Source organism: Lysinibacillus boronitolerans JCM 21713 = 10a = NBRC 103108, from assembly GCF_000772935.1.
Taxonomy (GTDB): domain Bacteria; phylum Bacillota; class Bacilli; order Bacillales_A; family Planococcaceae; genus Lysinibacillus; species Lysinibacillus boronitolerans.
This window is the reverse complement of record NZ_JPVR01000068.1, coordinates 1-25978: the sequence shown is the minus strand read 5'-3', so window position 1 is coordinate 25978 and position 25978 is coordinate 1. Positions and strand designations below refer to the sequence as shown.

The 25978-nt window shown below is 35.6% G+C and carries 21 protein-coding genes, 2 pseudogenes and 1 riboswitch; of the genes and pseudogenes, 2 read left to right on the top strand and 21 right to left on the bottom strand.

What is annotated here, in order from left to right; genetic code table 11:
• Nucleotides 1-159 precede the first annotated feature (159 nt).
• From CD31_RS07280 to CD31_RS07265, 4 genes and pseudogenes are all read right to left on the bottom strand, one after another.
• Nucleotides 160-834, bottom strand: a pseudogene (locus CD31_RS07280) (response regulator SirA); the annotation flags it as partial.
• Between the two features lie 207 nt (nucleotides 835-1041).
• The gene (locus tag CD31_RS07275) at nucleotides 1042-1923 is read right to left on the bottom strand and encodes an endonuclease domain-containing protein (protein WP_036076530.1); all 882 of its coding nucleotides are present in this window, start codon (nucleotides 1921-1923) and stop codon (nucleotides 1042-1044) included.
• A gap of 93 nt (nucleotides 1924-2016) precedes the next feature.
• Nucleotides 2017-2814: pseudogene (locus CD31_RS07270) on the bottom strand (ribonucleotide reductase N-terminal alpha domain-containing protein); the annotation flags it as partial.
• 199 nt (nucleotides 2815-3013) lie between these two features.
• Entirely contained in the window at nucleotides 3014-3844 is an 831-nt protein-coding gene (locus CD31_RS07265) for a lipoate--protein ligase family protein (protein ID WP_009370193.1), read from the bottom strand.
• Between the two features lie 212 nt (nucleotides 3845-4056).
• Here CD31_RS07265 and CD31_RS07260 point away from each other — a divergent pair, with 212 nt between their 5' ends.
• The gene (locus CD31_RS07260) at nucleotides 4057-4443 is read left to right on the top strand and encodes a rhodanese-like domain-containing protein (protein ID WP_004231073.1); all 387 of its coding nucleotides are present in this window, start codon (nucleotides 4057-4059) and stop codon (nucleotides 4441-4443) included.
• Between the two features lie 471 nt (nucleotides 4444-4914).
• A riboswitch (glycine riboswitch) is annotated at nucleotides 4915-4991 on the top strand.
• A 152-nt stretch (nucleotides 4992-5143) separates the two neighbouring features.
• Nucleotides 5144-6481 carry an amino acid permease gene (locus CD31_RS07255; RefSeq protein WP_036076528.1) on the top strand — a complete coding sequence of 446 codons (1338 nt, stop codon included), beginning with the start codon at nucleotides 5144-5146 and terminating at the stop codon, nucleotides 6479-6481.
• A gap of 33 nt (nucleotides 6482-6514) precedes the next feature.
• Here CD31_RS07255 and CD31_RS07250 read toward each other — a convergent pair whose 3' ends face one another.
• The 17 genes from CD31_RS07250 to CD31_RS23980 all read right to left on the bottom strand — a co-directional run.
• Nucleotides 6515-7480, bottom strand: a complete 966-nt coding sequence (locus CD31_RS07250; protein WP_036076526.1) for a glutaminase — start codon at nucleotides 7478-7480, stop codon at nucleotides 6515-6517.
• A 69-nt stretch (nucleotides 7481-7549) separates the two neighbouring features.
• Nucleotides 7550-8965: a M20 family metallopeptidase gene (locus CD31_RS07245; protein ID WP_016992021.1), complete on the bottom strand. Its 1416-nt coding sequence runs from the start codon at nucleotides 8963-8965 to the stop codon at nucleotides 7550-7552.
• A 19-nt stretch (nucleotides 8966-8984) separates the two neighbouring features.
• Nucleotides 8985-10205: an MFS transporter gene (locus tag CD31_RS07240; protein ID WP_016992022.1), complete on the bottom strand. Its 1221-nt coding sequence runs from the start codon at nucleotides 10203-10205 to the stop codon at nucleotides 8985-8987.
• Between the two features lie 313 nt (nucleotides 10206-10518).
• Nucleotides 10519-11820 carry a hypothetical protein gene (locus CD31_RS07235; protein ID WP_036076523.1) on the bottom strand — a complete coding sequence of 434 codons (1302 nt, stop codon included), beginning with the start codon at nucleotides 11818-11820 and terminating at the stop codon, nucleotides 10519-10521.
• A 152-nt stretch (nucleotides 11821-11972) separates the two neighbouring features.
• The gene (locus CD31_RS07230) at nucleotides 11973-14822 is read right to left on the bottom strand and encodes a hypothetical protein (RefSeq protein ID WP_036076522.1); all 2850 of its coding nucleotides are present in this window, start codon (nucleotides 14820-14822) and stop codon (nucleotides 11973-11975) included.
• A 276-nt stretch (nucleotides 14823-15098) separates the two neighbouring features.
• Nucleotides 15099-16376, bottom strand: a complete 1278-nt coding sequence (locus CD31_RS24120; protein ID WP_342351937.1) for a sensor histidine kinase — start codon at nucleotides 16374-16376, stop codon at nucleotides 15099-15101.
• Nucleotides 16377-17425: 1049 nt separating this feature from the next.
• Nucleotides 17426-17584: a competence pheromone ComX gene (gene comX, locus CD31_RS07220; protein WP_009370188.1), complete on the bottom strand. Its 159-nt coding sequence runs from the start codon at nucleotides 17582-17584 to the stop codon at nucleotides 17426-17428.
• A 273-nt stretch (nucleotides 17585-17857) separates the two neighbouring features.
• Nucleotides 17858-18244: an SMI1/KNR4 family protein gene (locus CD31_RS07215; RefSeq protein WP_016993977.1), complete on the bottom strand. Its 387-nt coding sequence runs from the start codon at nucleotides 18242-18244 to the stop codon at nucleotides 17858-17860.
• 30 nt (nucleotides 18245-18274) lie between these two features.
• Nucleotides 18275-19222: an ADP-ribosylglycohydrolase family protein gene (locus CD31_RS07210; protein WP_036076516.1), complete on the bottom strand. Its 948-nt coding sequence runs from the start codon at nucleotides 19220-19222 to the stop codon at nucleotides 18275-18277.
• Between the two features lie 30 nt (nucleotides 19223-19252).
• On the bottom strand, nucleotides 19253-20023 hold the full coding sequence (locus CD31_RS22720; RefSeq protein ID WP_052125346.1) for a macro domain-containing protein: 771 nt from the start codon (nucleotides 20021-20023) through the stop codon (nucleotides 19253-19255).
• Nucleotides 20024-20201: 178 nt separating this feature from the next.
• The gene (locus CD31_RS07200) at nucleotides 20202-20555 is read right to left on the bottom strand and encodes a hypothetical protein (protein ID WP_036076514.1); all 354 of its coding nucleotides are present in this window, start codon (nucleotides 20553-20555) and stop codon (nucleotides 20202-20204) included.
• Complete coding sequence (locus CD31_RS07195) at nucleotides 20539-20751, bottom strand: hypothetical protein (RefSeq protein ID WP_036076512.1); 213 nt, start codon at nucleotides 20749-20751, stop codon at nucleotides 20539-20541. The genes CD31_RS07200 and CD31_RS07195 overlap by 17 nt, the downstream gene beginning before the upstream one ends.
• 746 nt (nucleotides 20752-21497) lie before the next feature.
• A complete protein-coding gene (locus tag CD31_RS07190; RefSeq protein ID WP_244905060.1) occupies nucleotides 21498-21896 on the bottom strand; it encodes a hypothetical protein in 399 nt (132 codons plus the stop codon).
• An 894-nt stretch (nucleotides 21897-22790) separates the two neighbouring features.
• Entirely contained in the window at nucleotides 22791-23324 is a 534-nt protein-coding gene (locus tag CD31_RS07185) for an SMI1/KNR4 family protein (protein WP_036076508.1), read from the bottom strand.
• Nucleotides 23325-24185, bottom strand: coding sequence for an RHS repeat domain-containing protein (locus tag CD31_RS23985; RefSeq protein WP_081977468.1), 861 nt, complete (start codon nucleotides 24183-24185; stop codon nucleotides 23325-23327). It abuts the gene before it with no gap.
• Nucleotides 24186-24563: 378 nt separating this feature from the next.
• Nucleotides 24564-25424, bottom strand: a complete 861-nt coding sequence (locus tag CD31_RS07175) for a hypothetical protein (protein WP_036076506.1) — start codon at nucleotides 25422-25424, stop codon at nucleotides 24564-24566.
• Between the two features lie 21 nt (nucleotides 25425-25445).
• Nucleotides 25446-25978: RHS repeat-associated core domain-containing protein (locus tag CD31_RS23980; protein WP_167334364.1), on the bottom strand; the 533-nt coding region annotated here is incomplete at its 5' end.

Here is a 25978-nt window from a genome sequence, read left to right as displayed (position 1 = left end):
ATGTGTAATGTTGCGGTCTCGTGCCCGGATTATAGTCTACTAAGTAGGATCACCGGGTATGCGTTGCCCCTGACTAAAGCTTTACCATTAGCCTTCGGTTCGGATTAGCATCTCAGCCTTCCCGCTTTATCCCGCAATTTTTAACGTGAGGCGAAGTCCACCACACGGGTTCGTCGCTACAACACTTTGACCATATGCCTTTGCATTTGTCATGTCGTTGGCGTTGTCGATAAAGAAAATACCTGGCTCTGCCGAGTATGTTGCACATACATTAATTAAATTCCATAACTCTTTTGCTTTAATTGTACGGTATGTGCGGACTTTATAGCCCATTTTCTCCCATTCACGAACATCACCAACTTCATGCCATTTCGTGTTGTAAACGCTCATTTCTTCCTTTGTATATTCTTCAACGGCTGGGAAACGAAGCTCAAAGTCAGCGTCTTTTTCAACTGCTTCCATAAATTCTTTTGTTAATGTCACAGAAATGTTGGCACCTGTTAAAAACTCTGGGTTATGAACAGTGTACGTGCCACCATCACGTAATTTATTTTCAGCCTCACGAATGATCGCTGTATCAAATCCACCTAAGCCTTCAATGTTTTTATAATTCACGATGCCTTGATACATCGCTTCCTCTTGCATAGAAAGTGGCTTGAAGTTTAATTTTTCTTTGGCTAGACGGATGATTGTTTCATCCGTTGTATTTTCAATCAGGTAACGCAGAATACGTGGATTTTGCATTTTGGAAATAATAAACTCCACAATATCTGGATGCCAATCTGCTAGCATAATCATTTGTGCCGATTTCTTACGCGGGTTCGCTACACCCACTCTCTATGTCACCATAGAAGTTGAGACCATATCTTACATCTTATTAGATGCCCTCGCACTTCGGAGTGGCTTCACTCCTACTCTACTCACTTCCGCTAACTTAGCGTGTTTTCGATGGTCGTTGAACCTTCCCCTTTAAAAGGAGCTTGGCTGCTGATTGTCTTTATCCCACTACTATTTTCAAGCATTCACGTTTACCGTTTCCGATTACGTTGTAGCTAGCAGTGCATTTATAATGCGTTTTTTAACATTTTCAAAATCATTTTTTATCTCATCTTCCCAAAAACGGAGTAAAGTGTATCCATTAGCTGCTGCAATTTGATTTTTTTCGATATCCCTAGCTTTTATTCTCTTTTGTACTTCATAAAAAGAGGAATAAAATTTTGGATTCCCGTGCCAAAAATCACCATCACATTCAATTAGAATATTTGTCCCAACTAGTAAGAAATCAAACTGCGCACCTTCAAATATAAAGGAATATTTGTTGGTGATTGATTGTTCAACTAAGAAATTCTCTAAAGCTTTTTCAATACTAGTTTTTCTAAACGTTTCCCTCTCTATTTGCTTTAATGCAGCTTGTCGAATCTTTTCAATGGTTTCTCTACTATAAACTCCTGTTTTACCACTATTCCATGAAGGCGTTCCATTTATTTTTCTAGTTTTAGCTGTTTTTGAAATGATATTTTTAAAATGAACCTTTTTTTGTTCATTTGGCATGTCATTATGCCACTTACCTGTATTTTGTGATCGAAGTCTACTTGCACACTCTTTACTACAAGTTTTAGTCTGCCGATTTTTTTCATCGAATAGTTTTCCACAAATTACACAAGTTAATGGCTCACCTTTTCCTCGACAGCTTCTACTACAAAATTGATTTGGAATACCTCGCCTCAGTTTAACCTTTTTATTACATAAAATATATTGGCAGATCACCATTTCTATTGGGTAAAAATAAGATATTAAATAATTATCTAATGTTAAATTATGCTCATTTTTCAAATGAGACGTAAACCATCCTTGTTTATTATGATTTATTGTAAAACCACATATTATACAAGTTTGTGGTTGCATCGCATCATAAACATCCATATTTCCCACCTCGATTAAAGTGACAATATTTCCGTTAAAGAGTTCCCAGCAATTCACGAGGTTTGTTTACGCAGAAGCACCTAGATTATGCTTACCTCTGCGGCTACCACCTTGTTCGACAAGATGAGTCAGCTTCGCAATATCATCTAACCATGAGACAGAACCAGATGATTTACCGTTTACACCACGAGCTAATGTGTTGCGTGGACGTAATGTTGAACCATTTGTTCCTACACCACCACCACGGCTCATAATTTCCATTACTTGCTTACGATGATCACTGATCCCTTCACGAGAGTCAGCGACAAATGGCATCACGTAACAGTTGAAGAAAGTTACATCTGTTTCAGAACCAGCTCCATAAATCACTCGCCCAGCAGGGATGAATTTTAAAGAGACTAATTGGTTATAAAATTTCTCAAACCACTCCTGGCGTTTTTCTGGTGTTTTTTCAACAGCAGCAAGGCCTGTTGCATTTCGTTTTGCAATTTGTTCATAAAATATCTCAAGAGGCTTTTCTAACACGTCAATTGAACGCGTAATCACTCCCGTTTCTTGCTCTTGCGGATCGTCTAATGCGCTACGATAATCCTCTTCAATTAAAATCTCTGCTGTTTTTGTGGACAGATCCAATTTTTGAATTGTCCCTAAACCACGTGCAGGAAATTTCGGATCAGCTTTTACCGTTAATACAACAAAGTCGCCGGCTTTCAATGTTTTCTTTTCTGTGTCTTTAAACGAATAGCGATCGATCATGACAAGTCTCGATACACCTTTGTGTGTAATATGCATATCAGATGTTACGGGGTGTACCTGCGGGAATTGTTCAATATCTTTGTTTAACTGTTCAAATTGATTGTTTACTTCGGGTTGATGATTTGTGAGTACCATCGTTTTGCCTCCCTTGTTTTCTTCATTACAAAATAAATACACAATATCTTGTGTTGTTAAACACTACATATTGTGTATATGTCTTTAAAAAAGATACTATATATAGATTTTTAATTCAACTCTTGCTTTTTTTAATAGATTCAGAACTACTTGTTATGACTAGGATTGAACGTTAAAAAATATTTTTTCATACCATTTTTTACTTTTTAAAGTTCCACTCATCTGAAGCATATTTTTTTTCTTCTAAAGCGCGGACATATTCTAATTGCTCCTCAGAAAGTGTAAATGGTTTTAGTTCAATTTGCAACGATTTTGCAAAGCCATCTCTAAAAGCTGTCACACATTGCTCAACTGTCACTGGCTCTTTTACAAGACTATTGATGGCAACAGCCTTTTCCGGTAGCTTTCTACGCATACGATTCTTCGCTTCTTCACTGGAGAAATTAAATACGGATAATAATTTCTCTTGATCCAAATCTAATAAAATAGCGCCATGCTGTAAAATGACACCTTTTTGACGTGTTTGGGCGCTTCCCGCTATTTTTTTTCCTTCTACGACAAGTTCATACCAACTTGGCGCATCAAAGCAAACAGCACTTTTCGGACTCTTCAGGTCAGCTCTTTTCTCCTCTGTATCAGGTACACTAAAATAGGCATCCATACCTAAGTTGTGGAAGCCTTGCAGGATTCCCTCACTTAACACACGATATGCCTCTGTCACAGACTCTGGCATATTTGGATAGCTTTCCGTCACAATGACACTATAAGTTAGCTCATGTTCATGTAGGACAGCTCGTCCACCAGTCGGACGTCGCACAAACCCTAAGCCTTGTTCACGCACAGCATCTAAATTAATATCTCTTTTGGCTTGTTGAAAATAACCTATGGACAATGTCGCAGGCTCCCACTCATAGAAACGAATTACTGGTGGAATTAACCCCTCACTATGCCAATCAAGTAATGCTTCATCTAGTGCCATATTAAAAGAAGGACTACATTTCCCTGAATTTAAAAAATACCAAGTTGTCATATGTTCATCTCCTACAAATATAAAATGATCCATCAGGCCCCACCTGTGGTTCAACTTTAACGAATATTATGCTATTGTTCAAGTTGCGAACGATTGCTTTTGTAACGAAAAAGACGATTTCGCCACAACCTAGTTAATTTTATCAAACTCATTGGACTATCGCTAGCGCATCTTTTATAATAATAGAGAAGATAGAAAGGGGTAAGAAAATCTTGGACATACTTATCACAATCGGTGTCGTTTTAGTAGTCACAATTGCATATATCGGAATTAATGCACTACGACTCAAAAAAGCCGTAACCAACCTAACACAAGAGCAATTCATAGAAGGCTATCGTAAAGCCCAGCTGATCGATGTTCGTGAGCAAAAAGAATTTGATGCTGGTCATATTCTTGGTGCACGAAATGTTCCTTCGACAACATTACGTCAACGTTATAAAGAAATCCGCCCAGATTTACCAGTATATCTATACTGTCAAAATACAGGCCGTAGCTCACGTGCTGCACTATTTCTTAAAAAACGTGGGTACAACCAAATTTACCAACTACAAGGTGGCTTCAAAACTTGGACAGGTAAAATAAAAGCAAAAAAATATTAATTCTCTCACGAAAAAAAGTCGTCTCAAAGAACTATGAGACGGCTTCTTTTTTAAAAAATTCAGAGTTTCTACTATATTATATCTATTTCAGCTGAGCACGTTTATCTTCTTTTGGAGCAGGTTCCTTATAAAATGAGCGCTTCGACAGCTATGTTGAGCAATCCTCCAATAAAAAAGAGCACTTTACACTAATTCCCCATAACCTTACGCATTATCACCCTATTTGCTTCCATAAAATTAGCCAATTCACCTCATATTTTAAAAACCCCTTCATGCAACACTTTGTATGACCAAAAATACTATTTTTCGTTAGGGATAGACCCGTTACGAACCCTATTCTTCTATTTTTCTGAAAATAGTTAAAATTTATTGTTGAATAATTTTTTAAGCACTGTTAGGATGTATAATATCTTACAATAATAATTGACTATCAAGTTAATAAGCTATGAATGCTATGGATCAAACTATAGCAGGAGCAGTTCTGGAGAGAGCGCACATTGCGTCGCCGAAGGGTTCACTATCTCAGGCAAAAGGACAGAGGAGTAATACAGCTTTTATAAGCGATGCTACACTATTTCATGTAGACATCTGCGAATAAATGGTATTTGTTATTCTGACGTTTTTCCGAGACTAGTGTCACAACTAGTCTCTTTTTATTTTTCCAGTCATAGTTTTTTATGCATCTTTGAGGGGGATAAACGTGGAACAGCAACAATTAAAACGAGATTTAAAAAATCGCCATGTGCAGCTTATTGCCATTGGTGGAACAATTGGGACTGGATTATTTTTAGGCTCTGGGAAAGCCATTGCCTTAGCAGGGCCTTCGATCATTCTAGCCTACTTAATTGTAGGGACCGCGCTATTTTTTGTGATGCGCGCTTTGGGTGAATTGTTACTATCCAATGCAGGCTACACCTCATTTACGGATTTTGCATCCGAATACATAGGGCCTTGGGCGGGTTATGTAACAGGATGGACCTATTGGTTCTGTTGGATTATGACAGCGATGGCGGACATTATTGCGGTGGGGGTTTATGCACAATATTGGTTTGATATCCCCCAATGGGTGCCAGCCATTGGTTGCCTCGTCTTGTTACTACTACTAAATCTATTAACCGTTAAACTTTTTGGTGAGTTAGAATTTTGGTTCGCTATTATTAAAGTTATTACGATTGTAGCACTTATTATTATTGGTCTTATTATGTTAGTAACTGGCTTTCAAACTAGCTCAGGGACAGTATCGCTTGAAAATCTGTGGGCACATGGGGGCATGTTCCCAAATGGTATATACGGCTTTTTAATGGCGTTCCAAATGGTTGTCTTTGCATTTGTTGGTGTGGAATTAGTGGGGGTTTCAGCAGCTGAAACAGCAGATCCTCAAAAAAATATTCCTTCTGCCATAAATAAAATTCCATTTCGCATTTTGCTTTTCTATGTAGGGGCATTATTTGTCATTTTATGTATTAACCCATGGTATGAAATGTCTGCGTCAAGCAGTCCCTTTGTCCAAGTGTTTACATTAGCAGGTATCCCGATTGCTGCTGGTATTATAAATTTTGTTGTGCTTACTTCAGCGGCTTCAGCAGGTAACAGTGGGTTATTCTCCACAAGTCGGATGCTCTATAATCTTGGTAACAATAAACAGGCATCTCCAGCATTCGCAAAGCTCAACAAAAACAGTGTGCCAAGTAATGCACTCGTTATTTCTGCTATTGTTGTATCAGTTGGTGCGCTGCTAAGTAAGTTGATGCCAGAGAACGCCTTTAGTATTGTGACGACAATCAGTGCGATTTGTTTTATATGGGTGTGGAGCATTATCATCATTTCCCACATTATCTACAAACGAAAAAACCGTGCCTTACATGAAGCTTCAATCTTCAAAGCACCGCTGACACCTTTTATCAACTATGTCATACTTGTATTTTTCGCCTTTTTATTAATTGTGATGTTTATTTCTGAGGCTACGCGAACAGCACTACTATTAACGCCGATTTGGTTTATCGCTTTATTTATTATTTATAAAATGAAAAAAAGATGACTTCAGACTAAGCGCTGAAATCATCTTTACTCATTAAAAAATAGTCATATCCCATTCTGTTGCTAGCTGTTTTAGCAACTTTACACCTGCCACACTGTTTCCTATTGGATCAATCGCTGGTCCGTAAATTCCAATGCCACAGCCAGTAGGAAACGGCGAGTGTAGGCCTGCATGTCCTGGAACAGCCGCAAGAATCGCGCCTGATACACCACTTTTGGCAGGGAGGCCGATGAATGCTGCAAATTTCCCAGAGGCATTATACATACCGCATGTCACCATCAAAGCCTTCGCTAATTTCGCCACTTGCTTAGGGAATAGCTGTTTCTTTAACAATGGGTGATAGCCATCATTGGCAATAACTAAGCCAATCATAGCTAAATCCGATACATTAACCTCAATTGCGCATTGCTTCAAATAAACCTCAAGTGCCGCTTCTACTGGACAATCTAGAAACCCAGAATCCATTAAGTAGTAGGCCAATGCTCGATTACGGTTAGCTGTATGCCACTCTGACTCGAATACTTCTTCATTGATACTTAATTGCTTGCCGATGATTTGTTCTAAAAATTGTAGAATCTTTGTGACCTTCTCTTGTGGAGAATGACCAGCCAACATGGAGGATACCGTAATAGCCCCTGCATTAATCATCGGGTTAAAGGGTTTTCCTGGCTGATGGCTTTCTAAGCGAATAATTGAGTTAAAGGTATCTCCTGTTGGTTCAACATCTACTCTTTCTAAAACATATGGTAAGCCTCGATCCATACAGGCTAAAATAAAGGTAATGACCTTGGAAACGCTTTGCAGGGTAAATAGTTCTGCAGTATCTCCCGCTTTGATTTCGTGGCCCTCAGTCCCAATAATCGCCACAGCTAATTGGTTGGGATCTTTTTGGGCTAAAGCTGGGATATAACTAGCGCATTCCCCTTCTTTGGCAGCAGCACGATACTGTGTTACCCACTGTGCTAAAAGTTGATGCTGGTGATTGGGTTGTGTTGACATGTCGCGTTCTCCTTTCAAAATGAGGCAAAAACAGAGCCTTCATAGTTCTCCTATGAAGACTCTATCCTGTTAGCGCTTAGGTGGCTGTGTACCCTCTGGAATTAAAGATTGATATGTTTCTCCATCAAGACGTTCTTGCCATTCCTTTTTCGCTTCTTCAATGTATAGAGGATTATCCAGCAACGCTAAAGCTGTACAAGCCATAATTTTAGCAGCCTGTAGCATACCTTTATGCGCGATTGGCGTAACTCCCTGAGACACTACCTGCCATGTGTGTAATGGTGTCCCTAATGCCATACATACCGTTGTACACTGTACGGTTGGTACGTTCCAGCTGACATCTCCAACATCCGTAGAGCCACCCATAACAAATTCAGGTAGCATGCCTGGAACATGATCAGCAATCACTTTTCCTTGTAATTGCTTGGCATCTTCTTTACGTAAGCCCACTAATGAAGCAGCTTGTACTTCTGGCGTAAATGTATCGAAAATAGCCTGTGCGTACTGTTCATCCTCTATTGTATAGTCTGGCATACCAATTTCAAGTATTTGTTGATACATTACATCATAAAGTGTTTTATTTGTAATAAGATTCGAAGCAGCACCTTCAAACTCAATGTCCACTGACGTCCCTGTCATCATTGTGGCACCCTTTGCAATGTCCTCAACGCGCTGATAGATTTCCTGTACTTGCTGCTTTTTAGGTGCTCTAACAAGATACGTTACCTCTGCATATGGTTGAACGACATTTGGCGAAGTTCCGCCTGAATTCGTAATCGCATAATGCACACGCGCTTCTGGGATGATGTGTTCTCGTAAGTAGTTTACCCCAACATTCATAAGCTCAACAGCATCTAAAGCACTTCGTCCAAGATGTGGTGCAGCCGCCGCATGAGCACTTTTGCCTGTAAACTTAAACGTTGCAGCATAGTTTGCTAGAGAACTACACGTCATCACAGTTGAAAATGTACCTGGATGCCAAGAGATCGCGATATCAACATCATCAAAAAGTCCAGCCTTTGCCATATAAGCTTTACCAGACCCATTCTCCTCTGCAGGGCAACCATAAAAACGGATTGTTGCTGACTGATGATGTTGCGCTAAATAATCCTTTACAGCTACAGCAGCTGCGAATGCACCTGTACCTAATAAGTTATGACCACAGCCATGTCCGCTTCCACCATCCACAAGAGGCTCATGTTGTGTTGCCCCACCTTTTTGACTTAAGCCTGGAAGCGCATCATATTCACCTAGAAAGGCAATGACAGGCTTGCCAGAACCATACGTTCCAACAAGCGCCGTTTCAAGACCAGCCACACCGACTTCTGTTTGAAAGCCCTCTTTCTCTAGTGCCTCTTTCATATATAGCATCGATTTCTTCTCTTGAAAATGAAGCTCAGGCACAGCCCAAATCGCATCGCTTAATGCCACCGTAGCTTGCTTTTTTGCTTCAATTAACGCCGAAATTTTTTCATGATAACTCATTTTTGTTCCTCCCATTTCATTATGCTTTTAACAGTGTTCCTTTTTGGTCGTTTAGTGTGACAAGCGACACAATACAGATAAGCGCAAAGCCAATTAACATCCAAAAGGCTGCATCAAAGGAGCCATTAAAGGCATCAACCATAAATCCAATCGCCATTGGCGTAACAAACCCTGCTAATTGTCCACCTGTATTGGCAATCCCCATTGCAGAACCTGTGATAGAAGAAGGTAGCTTCTTGAGTACAATAACAGGTAATAATGTAATGACGAACGCGATAAAGATCGAAACGACTGTTTGGTAACCAATAAATAACGTCACTGTTTTGGCAGTAAACATTAAATACAATAAAAGACCGATGACTGCACAGGAGATGGAGCCTAACACTTTCTCCATACCTTTAGGTAGCTTATCAATGATATAGCCACTACCGTATACACCAATAATCGTTGTGATGGCAGGTATTGTTTGTGCCCAACCAATGGACATTAAATCCAAGCCTCTGTTTTTTTGAAGATAAGTTGGAATCCAAGAAACTAATCCCCAGTTCACTGCATAAATACAGAAATAAGCAATGATTAAATTCCACATTAGGGGTGTTTTCAATAACTCTTTAAAATTCACTTTGTTCGAAGTATCTTCTGTTCCAGCTGTAGCTGCCTCATCTTGCGGGAGTTGAATGTATTTCCAATATAAAAAGGCAATTATTGCTCCAATTGCCCCAATGATGATAAACATCATGCGCCAGCCAATCGTTCCTAATAAATAAGCAGCTAGCAAAGGGACGATGAGTGAAACAATCCCACCAGAAGTAAGCATGATGGACATCGCTCTGCCTCTTTCCTCTTTCGGGAAGATCGTAGCAATAATTTTAGAGCTTGATGGCTGGAAACCACCCTCGCCAATGCCAAATAAGAAGCGAATCACAATCATTGCTGTTAAAGACCAAGCAATAGCCGTTAGGCCCGTAAAAATAGACCACATGATAACAGCCATTAATAAAACTCGTTTTGCGCCAAATTTATCCGCAAGCCAGCCACCTGGTATTTGCATAATGGCATAGCCTAAAAAGAAAGCGCTTAAAATAATACCCGTAGAAGATGCATCCAGCTGCAAATCCCCTGTAATCGAAACCACTGCATAGTTCATAATATAGCGATCCAAATTCCCTAAAGACCAGCCTAAAAATAAAAGCGCAAGGATGACATTTCTAGATTTCTTCGTTACTTCATTTGTTGTCATTCATATCCCTCCCATATATAAAAATCCTTCTTAATTGCCATGACTTTACTTGATTATCAATGCCCCCCAACAAATCCCCTCTTATATACCGACATTTTCGTTATATATTCGTATAATAATCAAAGTTCAATCAAAAGACAATATTTTTTTTGAAAATTTCTAATAAATAATCGTCTTCGTAAATCCATATTATTTACCTAATAAACCGATGAAAACATTGATTTATCTGTATTTTTAAAAAGAGATTCTTCTAAGAAATAGCAGAAAAAAAATGTCCCACACCACTTATTGGCATGGGACATTTTTATAATTTTTAGACAAGTTGGTACATTTTTATCGGTCTGCCTCGAGTATGCTGCAACTCTTCTCCACAAATTCTCGCTAAATCTACATTACATAAATCTGCCACGATTCGTTGGGCATTTCTTTCACTCATTTGCAGCTGTGTCGCTAAATCCTTTGTCGTAAAATGCTTCCAGTGCATTTTTTGTACAAGTGCATGGATTTTCATATAGGTTTTAATACTAATATTCCCTTTTTTTAGTTTTTCTAAAATATAAGGGTCTTCAGCTCGGTAGGAATAGGATAGCTCTTCTACATTCCCTACCGATTCAATAATGGTGCCATCATCCTGTATCATTACGATATCAATAGCCTCATTTTCCTTCGTCTGTCTTAGTCCTCGGTGGGCATGTAACTCAGCATTGAACACTGTTTGAGCAAAGCCAATGCCTGCTGTCACCTTCGTCTCCATTTCAATCGACAACTGATACATTTTTTCCTGTAAAAATCGTATTTGCCCTTCAATCGCACCTCTTGTACTAAAGATGGTATATTTACCATTCCCCTCTTCAATAAGAGAGCCATCAATCTGTTCACAGAGCTGTAGTAGATTTTCCTTTGTACGTAACTCTAAATATTGAATACGATAGCCTTGCTTCATGCGCTCTTTTAATGAATCGAAGTCCTTTATTTCAAGCATGACTGCACCAATTTGCGTTTCTTTATAATAGGACGTTTTGATTTTTTCAGTAAAAAGCTGAACCGTATGATAAATTTCTGTTTTTGTCGGGGAAACCCAATAAGATGGCACACCTCGTTTCTTCAGCTCTTCATCAACAGAAGGATAACAAGTAATCGCAAAATCAATTTTGCCCTTCTGCCAAAGACGATAGTGGAAATCAAATAGCTCTTGTGGATCAATAGCGACATCAAATTCCTTTAGATACATATGATGGACATTATGCTGAATCTCTGCAAGACTTTCTGAAGCCATTTGAGAAGGCGAAGGAATAATATCGATACTAACATTTTCTATAAACTTTTTTTGCTGATAGGACTGCTCTAAAAACCCCCGATAAATAGCCGCTTCGGAAAAAATAATATGGGTCAATTTATCTTTGGATACATTCGTTTGACTAGCAAGCTTATAGGGAATGTAACCAGAAAACAGCCAGAAATCGACAGCCTGATTATGTGTCTCCACAAGATGCTTTGTTTCTGTCGCCACTTCATATATATACGGAATAAATTCCATATCCTGTTCGATTTCACGTGCTAAGGCAATGATTCTTTCAACGGATTGAATGGGTCCAACAACACCTATTTTATACATCTTTTGTTCCTACCTTCTTTGTGAAACTTCAATCTTATGTAAAATATTTTCTTCCCTTGTTATACCTAGTATAGCGGACAATCAAATTACTAGACAAATTTTATGGATAAAGAAAAGCCCCGAAAACTGTTCGAGGCCATCTGGAAGTAATATTATTGCTCAGTTGGGTACATGTTTGTATAGAGTAACTCTAATCTTTTAGAGAGCTTTCCAAAGGCAGTTTGCCATGCTTTACGTGCTGTATCATTGCTACTCCCTGCTGGTTCGTATATAGCATGCACCTCTTCAACCTTTTTCAAGTCACCTTCCGCTTGTGTGAGCTTCGAATAATTTTTAACAACCTTTTTATCAGCGTCACTCAAAGCATCATAGGCTTTACGGATTTCACTTACTTTTTCCTGTAAACCATCGATATATTCACCTTTTACAAGGAGTGAATTGATGGATTCAATTAGCGACAACGCATTTTCATTCGTTTGCTGTTGTCCTTTTTGCTTATCAATAATCAATTGTCTAGTTCCTGCATCAATTAGACTCACTTGTTTCGATGTAAGCTTTTCATATGCCTTGATCACTGTGCTTGGATTTGAAGCAAAGGATTTCTCATAGGTCTTCATAAAGCTTTCCACTTTTTTCACGTCTGCAAGCGCAGTTTTTAAAATATCATAGTTCGTAATCAGTTTTTTCTCACTTGAACTAAGGCTACTATATTGTGTAGAAAGATTTTTAATTTTATCGATCGTAACGGCATAGAGATCATTGGAAACAATTGTGGCAATATCATTATTTAGCTGTGTAATTTTCGATGCATTTTCATCGATATTTTGATTTTTTAATAAAGCTTCATATTGTTCTTTTGCTAAATGCTGCTGATTCGCAGGTAATTTCGCATAAGCTTTTTGCACTGTTTCAATTTTTTTTGACTTTTTTGCAGCATCTGTTTCTTCTCTAGCGGTCTGTATTTTTTTATAGAATGATTTTACACCTGTAATATCCTTATTTGCTGCTGTTAATAAATAATAATTTGTCACGTATTTTCTTGCAGCTGAAGACAATTTTTTATAGGATTCTGAAGCTGTATTAACAGCGGTTTCTAATTGATTGAATGAATATTTCGTCACATCCGCTAATTTGGCGATATCCGCCTTTAACGCCTCTGCTGCTGCTTTATCAGTAGGCACTTTACCATTGCCATCAACTGAAATCTTTGGCGTGTTAAGTAAAAATTCATCAGCATTATATACTAGGGATTGCTGTAAATTTGTAAGATTATTATAAGCTTTTAAAGTACTTGTATAGCTTGAATTAAGTTTACTTTCCGTTACACCAGTTGTTGCAGATAACTTTTGATAGGCATCCATATCTTTAATTACTTTTTCAGCTGCTTTTAAATCTTTCTGTAAGGTAACAAGATTATCGTAGCCAATAATTTGTGCTGCTGAGGCTTTCGTTAAGCTCTTGTATTCCTTGATTATTTGATTGACATTATTGACATGACTTTGCCATGAACTAGCAGACGGATCGAACGGATAAACATCATCACCAATATAGCTATCTATGACATTATTTAGATTTATAATTTGGCTTTCTTCTGCACGTTCTGCAGTAGTCAAACGCTGCACATACACATCTGGCACTAATTTTAATTGTTTATATGTCAATTTTTCATAGGCTGTTCGAATAGATTTAGCAGTCGTCACTTGCTTATTAGGTGTAAGATTTGTAGCTAATTTATCAAATGATTTAATTAATTGCTCGACCTTTTTAATATCTGATTTAGCCTCAGTCAAAATTGCTTGATTTTGAACAGCAGCTCGATAGCTTTGTGATAATTTCTCAATATCTGCTTCGATTGTCTTCACTGCCTCTTGTAAGGAATCAATATCAGAAGCTACATATTTCACAAGAGAATGCTCATAAGATAATAAATTAATAATAGCTTGATTGAGTCTTCGCACTTCTTTTATCTCTTCAAGATCATTTGGCTCTTTTAATAGGTTTTTAATGCCCGTATATAAGGTCTCATCTACATCTAAGCTACGCTGTAACAGATCTAGCTTATTATAAGCCTCTTCTAGTTCCTTTATTTCTTTTTCATTACTAGTCTCTATTTTGCTCCATTTTTCATTTAACTTAGTTATTAATTCAACATCAGCAAGTGCTCGCTTTAAGACATCATAATTAGACACATTACCTTTAGCCGCTGTTGATAAAGATTGATAGTTTTTTTCTAGTTCCGCAACTTTAGCACCAAATTCTGCAAAGCTTGATACATTGTATTTATTATCATTGACCAGTAAATCTTTAATCTCTTTCGTTAAAGTATCAGTGGGTTGTTTAGAGACAGTGATGGTATCCGATAGTTTAGATTCCGCAAAAGAAAGACCAACTTTTGCTTTGACTGTGACAGCAATATTCTTAATATCCTTTTCAATGGCATCCTTCGGAATCGTATATGTACTACCTGAAGCTCCCTCTAAGATAGTGAAGGAGTTATCACCTAATTTATAAAACCATTGATAACTATATGTAATTTGATCACTTTGCAATTTTGCACCATTCTTATCAGTTACAGTAATTCCAGCTACTTTCACTGTTTCTCCAGGTGCTACAAAGCCAGCAGATTGACCCTCTAACGTTGGAATGGTGATATCAAGCTCTAATGGCTGAATAGTGCGCGGTTCACTTTTAAATTTTTTACCGTCTGTCGTCGTTGCTTCCACAAAAATGCTTTTTCCAGCTGCTTCAACGGGTACTTTTAAGGAAATAGATGTTGCACCAGAAATCGGCTTATTTGTTGATCCCTCTTCACCGGTAATTTCCTCTAGATAATACCATTGATAGGCATTGACAATTGTATCATTCGGTAATTTATCCACTTTTAATGTTGCGTTAACAATATTATCTCCCGTGACTGAAACTGTTTCAGCCGCACTTGCTACAGTGGGAACAATAAGTGTAACAGGAATGGCTGCTGCTGTTAAAAATAATTTTTTATTCAAATCTATTGACCTCCTCAATCCTTCTCATGAATTATATCGGTCATATGGCCATAATTTCCTTGAATATTAGATAAATACTCCAAAAAGTGTATTTCTTCCTGATTTACTATTTATCAAATAATATACTTTTGATAATATTTTATTATTTTTGATTTATTCATATATATAAATAAACTCAATTTCAAACAAAAGCCTTCTAATCCACATTCGTAGCATCTACGAAGAGATTAAAAGGTGTTAAAAAAATGTATGCATTTATGCTTCCGCTTCATCTGGTTATCCTCGTATCATATAAGTTGGTCGGGTCAGGGTCTTATAGGTATAGGGATTCGTATGTTGGGTTTCACTTACTTGGATACGAATCGTCATCCCTTCTCCTACTTTGCTATCTAATGCGAATTTTCCATTAAAAGCTTGAACTCGCTCCTGCATTCCTTGTATGCCCATCGAATCAGCAAGTAGAATATCATCTATATTACAGCCTACACCATCATCGTTATACAAAATTTGGAACCCCTCTTCAGTACCCAGTAAATGGATTTCAACTGTATTAGCATAGGAATGTTTTAACGCATTGTTTAATAATTCTTGGAACAGTCGATAAATCATTAAATTTAAACGCTCATCCTCTAAATAGAGGCGGTCAATCGTATATATCAAAACAAAATTAGCTCGTTTATGAATTTTTTGGATTAATTTTTCAAGGGCTGCATTTAAGCCCAATGTATCTAATAGAGGTGGCTTTAAGTTTTCGCAGTAGCCCCTCAAGTCATTCAGTGAGATAATCATATGTTCATGAAGCTTTATAAGTTTAGATGGGATCTCCTCTTTTTCTTTGGTATGCATGAGGACATCCATTTCCCTTGCAATGTGCAGTTGTTCTTGCAAAATCGTATCATGAAGTTCCTGTGCTAACTGATATTTTTCTTCCTCGAACCGTAGCCAGAGTAATTTATTGAGCCATGGTAGCTGTCGATTATCGGCCTCTTTCATATGCTTTAACTGATTTAAAAGCTCCTCAACCATTTTTGTGTTTTCGATAAAATTATTTAAATAGAGCAGCAATAATTCTAGCCATAGCAGCTCCTCATCCTTGAGATAAATTGTTTTATTATGGTCCACAACAAGGATCCGTTTATAGTTCACATCCTGATGAATAAAGGCGATATAGAAATGATCTGTCTTTTTAATATCCCCTAAGCCTAATCGTTCGACTAGCACCTCATCTATTTGATGCTGTGTATATTCTTTGGATTTATTTGTTAAGGTAACTTGATGTGTTTGAAAATCGTAAGTGAGCACATACACACTCTCCATTTCAAGCTGAACCACAACCTCCTGTACAAATTTCTCCAATAAATCCTCAATCTTCACCACTCTACCAATACTCTCAACGGTCGTATACAAGCGGTGGATGTAGTCGCCTTTTGTAGAAAATAAAATTTTCCGCTTACGATAATCAATCCGCTCTTTAATGTAGAACAACGCCAATAACGACAGAAAGGCAAAAAAGAAAATCTCCGTCATGCGCGTAATTGAAAGATCAGTGAGCAAATATAGGCCTATTAACAACCACATAGTAAATCCAAATGAGAAATTGAAGTAATATCGTAATCGTGAAATAAAATACTCCATATCAAATATACGTTCAGTGAGTTGTGTAAAGATAAAACTAAAAGGAATAAGCATTAAGAATAGAGAACAAATTTCTGCAGAAAGTATATACCTATTAAATACGATTACAGGTAAAGCGTACATAAAAAGAAAAGGCAAAAATGGTATAAAAACACTACTCAATAGAACTTTTAGTTGAGGTATTTTATATTTTAGATACCCCACTATCATAATAGTTAATAAGCTCACCAAGAGTAGAAAGAAAATACCAAGTACAATATAAGAATGGTAGTAATGTGTATATGGAATTATTATACTAAAAAAACTAAGTATAACAGCAGATATAGGAATTAAATAAAGTATTTTTACATTTTCAAAAAATATCCATTTGAGATTCAAAAAATAAAAGTACTCTTTTAAAAAATGTATTAAAATTACTAAACATAACAACATACTGCTTCTATTTACTATTATTCCAATAGGATCTAGTCGGCTTGAAGCACCGCTACTAACATATGCCAAAGAAACAGTAAGTATAAATAAAATAAGTAATTTAATTAAGTTAGAATTTTTTTGTTTGTATTTAATATATAAAGTAATAAATAAAGTGAGTAGAAAATAACAAGAAGGAATAACTAACACATAATAGAATTGTTGAGGAATATCTAAATGCCTTATTTTCACCACAAATATCTGGCCATCTGGCTTTTTTATTACTAATTCATTTGCTGCTCTAATCACAGAATCATATTTTAGATTAGAAACATTTTCTGTGTGCGTACCATTAACTTCTAAAACAATATCCCCTAGCATTATTTGATGATTATCTGCCCATTTTTTAAAATATGGCTTCTTTACGAACCATTGGCCGTCTTCTTCTTGAATTTCAATATTTATTGAAGGAGAGCTATAAGTTACATTAATCAAATATAAACCAATAAATAAATATAAACTTATAGCTATCCATATAGGTTTATTTATAAAATATTTTAGTACCAAATTAAACTTTGAGAACAGAAATCTTCATCAAACGAATCCAAAATTGCCTTTTGCTCTAATGCTGTTACACCAATGAGAGAAGCTTTTTTTTCTTTTAACAATGTCACCAACGTCGGATTTTGCTCTAAATATTGAATCATGTTAATCATTAAATCGCCTCATTTCTTCATTTTGTAATTTTATAGTCACTATAAATTACCAATAAATCCTTCTATAAAGGAATTATTAACCATATATGTAACTATATTTTCATTATACTACCACTCTCCAATAATTCAACATTATTTTCTAAAAAATTCAAAAAATAATAGAATACGTAATAATTTTGCTTTATTTTCAATTATTTTTCTCCAAGAGTAGACATAAAAATCAAATAAAAAGCCTCTTCCTTATAGTAGGAAGAAGCTTTTCATTTATATCTCTTACTCATACTGACATCCTTCTTGTAGCCACTTGCTTAAATCAGAAGTAATCAATGTTGCATGCTCCGGGGTCATATCTCCACTATCTACTGCAAAAACACGAAAATCCTCTGCCTTTATCGCCATTAAAAAGATCATTCCTCCACTATCATCCCCAATAGCAATATAGCCTTTTGCATATTCCGCCACTTCCCAAGTCTCGTTTCTTTCTACAATTTCCTCCGTGCCATAAATGAACACACCATTCGTAAACGATAAACCGTTACTTTCCTTTAATACAAGTGTATACGCACTCGGAAGTTGGCAATTCAACTTATTTTCTATGTGTAAAATTTGGCGATCTGTTGCTGGAGGATATGCCGTATAGCTATTATGTATAGGTAACATTTCGTCACCGTCCTTTCCTCTATATTTTTTTCACATCTGGGCTGTACAAAATTCATAAAATGCTAGGATTAAGTCATCTACCTTTTGTTTATTGACAACTTTACCCAACCATTCTTCTGGAATTTCATCCAACTGTTTATACATACCCGCTATCGATCCTGTAATCGCTGCAACTGTGTCCGTATCTTCTCCTAAATTAACTGCCTTCAGAATGGCGTCTTTAAATGTTGTAGAATTACCTACACACCAAATGGCCGCCTCTAATGAATGAACAATATAGCCGCTTGATTGAATCTCGTCTTCAGGCGTATTGAAAAAGTTTTCATGAAAAATCCGTGTGTAAGCATTTAACTCCGCTTTCATTTCATGTTGTAAATGATTTTGCAGTAAGTCAAAAACCTCTTTTAAGGCCACTTCTAGTGAATTATTTCGGTATAAGCTTAATAATAGCTCAATGTAAATAACGGATCCTACTATGGAACGCGGATGACCATGAGTAATCTCTGTATATTGATGTACTAATTCTTTTCTTTTAGCAAAATCTAACTCATGCATGACCACGAATACTAAAGGAGCTATCCTCATTAACGTACCATTGCCATTATCAAACTCGCCCGTTTTACCACATTGTGCTGGCGGAACACCTTTTTTATAGTTCGAAACGGCTTCCGCTGTAGTAATTCCAATATCAAACATTTCGCCAAATGGTGTAAGATAGCCCTGCTCCATGTATTGTACAAATTTGTTCATTAATGTTTTGGTATTACCATTTTCAATAATGTTTTCGACCAGGCAGAGAGTTAGCGAAGTATCGTCAGACCAAGTGCCAGGTGGCTGATTATAAGTACCATACCCCATCACATCTTGCACATGGAAAGTCCCTCTTTGTTTAAACTCAACAGGTACGCCCATTAGATCACCAATAATCCCGCCGTATAAAGTGTCAAACACCCGCTCCCTCAATTTTGTATCTACCATTGATGCCACCCCTAACTTTTATTTAATTTATCACAATTCAAAAACAGTACATTTAATTTTATAATAAATCAATTCCTCATTTATTATTTTTTCAATCTCTCTCCAATCTCCTCCAGCTAAACCTGAACCAATTTTAGGCATCTGTATCGATAATCGATTTTTTAATGCAAATCTCGCAACTTTTCTTAAACATAAACGAAGCGCATCATAATCAATAAAGGTTGTACGATCTTTATCATTTTTCCTCAAACCGTGTTGTGCAAGCATATTGGCAACAAAAGTAGCTTTCTGCTGGTCTACACATACAAACTGAACTTCTCCTAACCCAAAAGTTTCTTTATCCTTCGACCATTTTATATATTCATTTTTGGCAAAAGGGAATTGCTTTGATAAAGATAAAACAAAGCCTTTTCCCCATTTTCCTAAAATATTAACAACATGAATGATGAGTGTATGTTCTTCGAAAGGAAGAGAAGCATCACCCTTTAAGTAGTTTATGTGAGAATTGTTAGCTACAATTCCTTCCTGCCATTTATTCTCAAATTCTAATTGAGTAATAGGTACACTATCGCTTAAATCTAAACTCTCGATATGTCCGTCATACAATAAAGATCCAACATCTTCGTTCCAATCGTGCAATGATGAAGAACTATATATATCATTATTTATTATGTTGATCTGCCTAGTTGCAACGCCATCATCAAATTCTGTATATAATTGTCCATAACCTTTTAAAAATTCAATATTATCACATTTATAGTATAATAGACTATTACTAGTCCTTGCGTGACTCTCTACCACTGTTTACCTCCATTTTGGAATATCCAAATACATTTTTCAAACAATAATAAAAGTCCTGTTTCGACTAAAACTTTAATTCGCATATATTTAACAATCAAAACCACTTCCATAATCAATTTTCATAATTTAAAGACACTTTCCCTTTTTATGAATAGTATAGCATTTCTAGGTATTTCACCTAATATGAAAACCTCAGCATCTTTCTTTGCATACCTATATGCTGGATTTTCAAGTGGGCAGTCATTTGTAAGAGTGTTTCTAGTAATCTACCCCCAGCACCATAAACACGATCTCTTTTGTCTTTTGTTTCATATAGATTGCCTACATCATCGACGCTACGGTATAAGAAATAAGCATTTGCACCCTTCCAAGCTAATACTGTACGAGGAAATGGAGCGTAATACGCCTTTTCGCCCCAATCTGCTAATGTATAAGATGTTCCACCGATAATTTGTTCAAATTTCGGGAACTCATTTGAGATTGTATAACGTGAAGCTGTTACGGTAAGTAGCTTTTTATGAGCCATTTGCATCTTTGTAAATCACCATTGTTTTTTTAGCAGTTTGATTACCTGAAGCGTTTAAGTTATAGTTATTGTTTTTTGCGAATGTTTTACCATTCACAGTAATTGAATTTCCAATTTCATTAACGTCAACACAGATAGAGCTAGAAGATGTAGGTGTTTGATCGTAAGATTGATTGTTGTAAAAAACCGCCATTGATACCATAATACGATGTACTCGTTAAGGGTTTACAGATTGTTTCTGTGCAAATGTTAGATAAAGGTGTTTTAATCATGTGAACGAAGGGGCGACCCATCATCCAAAGTTCGCTTGAATAAGTATAATTTGTAGCCATAAGATAGTTCCTCCTAAAGTTATGCAATATTTTGTTGCAACACTCTATAAAGGGGAATTTCGATTTGATTTAACAACCTCCTAAAAAAGGTTTTAAAAAGGTTTTATTCACGTTCATACAAATTAGTCTTATTCGTATAAAAAAGCCCAAGCTGTATACAAAATGGGAAATGCCCCCTCGCTACAATGACTGTTGTAATTTTACAGATTTGGAGTTTTCGCGATAAATATCCATAGGTTATACATCGTTGATTTAACAATGTTTTTCGATTGGATCACCAATCGCAGCATGTATAAAATTCTGCATAAATAGCATCAGAATTTAATCTTTACTTCTTATGATAAACAAAATATTCTAAGCCTCCATACGTCTTAAGCCATTTAAAATCAAAGTATGAGTATAATAACCTTAAATAAAATAACCATCTTAAACGAACGTAAACGACCTATAATTTGATTTCCATGAGTCTTATTTGGTAAAACAAACAAAAAAGTATTCCTAAAAACAAGACAATACTGTTAAGTTTTGGCACTGTATAAATAAAAAAGACCACCTCGTATGAGATGGATACATCATTTCAATTAAAGCACCACGTTTGTTGAACAAGGAATTTTGTTTACCCTTCAACAATTGCAAGATATTTTTTGATTTCTCCTTCAGATTCAACAATTAAAATATCTCCTCGTTCTTTGGTGGAAAAAATCTTTGTACCAACAGGAAGTTTATTCGACATCTCATCTCTAAAATCTGTATGAGCATCATTTTTTGTTTTTATTTCACCGATTTGAACATCTTTTGTTAAAGACAATTCTTCAACCCAATCAATATTAGCTTTGTAGATAACTCCAGCATACTGAAAAATATCAGCATCAGAATCTAATGTTAAAACTTCTTCGGCATCTATACTGTCAATTGATACTGTTGTAGTTCCCCCTTGAATATTACATCCCATAATCATGAATAAAGCTAATGCGATCAAACCATAGAATAATTTTTTTATTTTCAATTTACCCACCTCTTTTATATAGACACCAATTATCCACCAAAAGTTACATATTCAACCAAATTTCTTCGTTAGTTGAACAAGAATCCGTTCCACAACTCTTTAAGTTTTGATATCAAGGCTGACCAAGACTTTCAAATTACCTTTTTACTAAAATTAACTAATTTATAAAAATTATTTATACATTTTAATTATTGATATAAAATGGGGTTGTTTAAAAAATACCTAGGGGTTTTAACTTGAAATCAAAATCGAAACTTGCTGTTATGCTTCTGTCTTTTGTTTTATTATTTTCTATATTTCAAAACACAGCTTCAGCATACTCTTTAACTGGTTGGCGTTTTACTAGTACGAACTTTATTTCGTATAAATGGGGAGATAGCCTCAATAATGGCGTTATAAATACAAATTGTTAATTCTAATATCTATAAAAATAGTTTCATCTTCTATTTTTTCTAAATTAAATCTGATGTTTTCACCTCGCAGCATTGCAAGAGATTCTTGCATATCTAAACCGTCAAAATTAATTGATGTTAAAACATTTGAAACATTTATATATATTCGAGGTAAATAGCGCAAACAATCCACTAAGGAGAAGTTCCGTTATGAAAATTTTAATAACTTTGAACGTCCAAAGATAGATTAACACTAAATACACGATACATTAATTCTTCTCTAATACACAAAAACATAGGTAAAGAAGTGCTAATAGCGTCTTCTTACCTATGTTCGGAAATATTCATCATAAATATTTACTACTAGTTCAATTATAGTAAAGCTCACAACTTCAGAAAGAATCTTGAAATCTTTAAGAAACAAAACATTAGGATAAAGTGTACATCATCCGTACAACTAGATGCCCCCGTAGTCTTATTTCCTCATACACATGTTTCTGAATATATTATCTTACTTAAGTTTTGCCTGAATATGCTTGCAAAAATCAAGAAATGAAGGAGCAATAATAATAGCATTCTCAGGGTCGTAACTTACTTCATAATCCATGTATTTAATTTCTCCTGTTTGAATATCAATCCAAAAATCATTATCAGCATGATTATCAGCAAAAGGAATATGAAATAGAACAAAGTCTTCAAATTCCTCAGAATAATCTATCCTTCTATCTTTTGCTCTTTCAATAGATGTTGTATAATCAGAATCTTCCTCATCTTCGATTAAGGGAATATGAAAAAAACTACCAATTTCTATAGAATAATAATCCTTATTTGAAGCTTCATAAAAATTATCAGGATAAATATATGCCCCTTTAGAAAACACACCACCATTAGTAGTAAGGTAAAACTTTATAAAATCTTTTTTACCTGGAAACTCATCAGGTACAATTTCATTTATTTGGGAAAGCGATATACTCTTCCAAGAATTCTCAAATAAAATATCATTATTAAAAAATTCATTAGAATTACTTTTAAAATTGTTGTTCATTTAGGTTACACACCCTCCTTTTAATTTATTTCTTCTTTTAGTTGCTTCCGCAACCGCTTCTGGCGAACCATATTTAAAACCTGTATCCTTTTTAAAGTCATCAGCCTCGCCTACATGTGGGTATTTATGGTATTCTTCGTGTACAAATTGCATTCTCATTGTATTCTTCTTAGGATCGTAATCTATATGATGAGATCGATAATTTTTGCCTGGATCATTAATTCCAGCTTCTTTTGCAAGTGCGACTCTATCATCAAAATATGATCCAGTTGCATCTATAGTAAATATACCATGTGGATTATTCGGACTTATAGTTTTAGGATGTATTACTCCTCCACCAGTAGAAAGGAAAATGATTGGTTGCCTTACTATTAATCCAAAGGGATCTATCATTGCATTTAGATCACTAACATAACCGTATAATGTAGGATTCCCACCCGCAAGTCCAATCGGGTCAATTTGAGTATAATTCCCTTGCACTGGGTCATAGTATCGGAATCGGTTATAATACAATCCAATTTTTACATCCTCATACTGCCCCTGATATCTAAATGGAATAAAGTTTTTCTCACCTGTAACTTCTTTCACTCGTCCATAAACATCAAGCTCAGCTGTCCAAACCCTATTCCCTTTTTCATCATAGGCTTCAACAGGCGTTCCGAGATAATCACTAATAATACTGTAATGATCTTCACTCGTAATCTTTGCAGAAGGGACGAAGCCATCATTGAACACCCATGTAACCAGATCATCTGCTATAACGGTATCAGTCTGTGAAGAATTCAGATTTTCTAAAGTATCTGCATCATTCTGCGTGGAATACTTATGCAGAATCGTATTGCCATCCCACACGAATCTCATTGTCTTCTTGTCAGAACTCTTCTCTACACGACTACCTAGTGCATCATAAATTTTGAAGTATTTTAATAGGCATTTTAAATTAAATGAAAATACAAACAGAGCACTGTTTGGTTCTAAATGGTATGGTATTATAGTGAGTTGCAAACCTCTTGTCTTATGAATATATATCCTTTTCAATAGAGCAATAAATTCTTAATACCATATCTTCTTCCAAAGTTTTTTGTATTCAAATACTTTCTAAGTTACGGAGAGAAAGTTAAGTTACTACTGTCTACAAAAAAATATGTAAAGGAGACTTATTAAGTCCTCTTTACATATTTCAGAATCAATACTTGCATTAATTTTTCTTGGTACATTTCAAACCAAGTAACAATTTTTCTAGCGAATATTAAAATCCTCTAAGTCGGCTAGTTTAATATCATATTCTTTCTTAATCGGTAGAAATAAATATTTAAGAGTTTTATGGTTCATTAAATTTTTTATTTTCCCATCCCCTATACTTGTTGTTCCAATAATACGAACTTCTTGTAAATTAGGTAGCTGATGAAGGAAATCTAATGAAGGAATTTCACCGCAGCTCTCAATTATTATTTTTTCTATGCTAGAGACATTTCCAATTGAACTCCAATCCTCAATGTTTTTACAATTTTGAAAACCTATTGAAGTTAATGATTTTCCCTCTTCAACCCACTTTAAAGAAGTCATTTTAGAATTATAACTTATTCCTAGGTGCTCTAAGGAAGGCATGTACTTAAGAGCTTCAAATTCTAATATTTTAGTTTTTACTAACCCTATTCTTTTAGCTTCTGTAAATATATTGAACTCTTCAGATGAATCGCCACTATAATTATCAATAAATAAGTACTCTATATTCTTGTTTTGAAAAATTGAACTACATGTTTTTTTATCGTAATTTAAGTATACACACCATAATGAATTTAATTCCGAAAAAGGAATTACTTCATCAGTTTTCCCCAAAAAATTAAAATATTCTAATGAACTATAATTTTTTAGTTCATTTAAGGATTTATAATCATAAGAGTTTAATCTAAGCCCTCTAATATTTGATATGCCATTAAGATTTTTTATATTCTCAAACTTGTGTTTTATTGTATCATGTGAAACTGAAACACTGTCTATTTCTTGCCTTCTTATATCCTCGATATCAACTACCTCTATATCTGGATTTATGTTAATAAATCTAAAGCTCCTATTGAAATAAACTTTATCAAAAACCATAATATCCTCTCCTTGAACCCCTTATTTTGTACAACCGGGACTTTTTATTTTATTTGCAAGATCTTCGCCTGCATCTTCAAAAGCTTTTATTATATCAGCCTCTGTTTTGAAAAAGTCTGATTCTTTACCATATGGAACTACCAGTACTTGTAAGGATTCCAACTGTGAAGATGTTAATTTACCTGTACCTAAATGTTGTCTTAATCTTGTATATAGGTTATTAGCTTTACCAACATACCATTTAGTAATACCATCCCTTACATCAATTGTTCTAAACATATATGCTCCACCAGATTTTTTACTTGCTCCCAGTATTTCTTTTAAATAAGCTCTATCTATCGGATTTGTAGGGGCTAATCCAAAAGCATCAGATAAAATATTTGGATCTTTTACGTACGCGTACAAAGTTGGATTCCCACCCGCAAGTCCAATCGGGTCAATTTGAGTATAATTCCCTTGTTCTGGGTCGTAGTATCGGAATCGGTTATAATACAATCCTGTTTCTACATCTTCATACTGCCCTTGATAACGGAATGGAATAAAGTCTTTCTCAC

Bases quoted from the DNA above. Each gene is read 5' to 3' on its own strand.
- CD31_RS07275 (WP_036076530.1), bottom strand. From the start codon at position 1,923: ATGGATGTTTATGATGCGATGCAACCACAAACTTGTATAATATGTGGT.
- CD31_RS07265 (WP_009370193.1), bottom strand. From the start codon at position 3,844: ATGACAACTTGGTATTTTTTAAATTCAGGGAAATGTAGTCCTTCTTTT.
- CD31_RS07250 (WP_036076526.1), bottom strand. From the start codon at position 7,480: ATGTCAACACAACCCAATCACCAGCATCAACTTTTAGCACAGTGGGTA.
- CD31_RS07245 (WP_016992021.1), bottom strand. From the start codon at position 8,965: ATGAGTTATCATGAAAAAATTTCGGCGTTAATTGAAGCAAAAAAGCAA.
- CD31_RS07240 (WP_016992022.1), bottom strand. From the start codon at position 10,205: ATGACAACAAATGAAGTAACGAAGAAATCTAGAAATGTCATCCTTGCG.
- CD31_RS07235 (WP_036076523.1), bottom strand. From the start codon at position 11,820: ATGTATAAAATAGGTGTTGTTGGACCCATTCAATCCGTTGAAAGAATC.
- comX (WP_009370188.1), bottom strand. From the start codon at position 17,584: ATGATTAACATGATTCAATATTTAGAGCAAAATCCGACGTTGGTGACA.
- CD31_RS07215 (WP_016993977.1), bottom strand. From the start codon at position 18,244: ATGTTACCTATACATAATAGCTATACGGCATATCCTCCAGCAACAGAT.
- CD31_RS07210 (WP_036076516.1), bottom strand. From the start codon at position 19,222: ATGGTAGATACAAAATTGAGGGAGCGGGTGTTTGACACTTTATACGGC.
- CD31_RS07200 (WP_036076514.1), bottom strand. From the start codon at position 20,555: ATGCAAATGGCTCATAAAAAGCTACTTACCGTAACAGCTTCACGTTAT.
- CD31_RS07195 (WP_036076512.1), bottom strand. From the start codon at position 20,751: ATGGTATCAATGGCGGTTTTTTACAACAATCAATCTTACGATCAAACA.
- CD31_RS07185 (WP_036076508.1), bottom strand. From the start codon at position 23,324: ATGAACAACAATTTTAAAAGTAATTCTAATGAATTTTTTAATAATGAT.
- CD31_RS23985 (WP_081977468.1), bottom strand. From the start codon at position 24,185: ATGAGATTCGTGTGGGATGGCAATACGATTCTGCATAAGTATTCCACG.
- CD31_RS07175 (WP_036076506.1), bottom strand. From the start codon at position 25,424: ATGGTTTTTGATAAAGTTTATTTCAATAGGAGCTTTAGATTTATTAAC.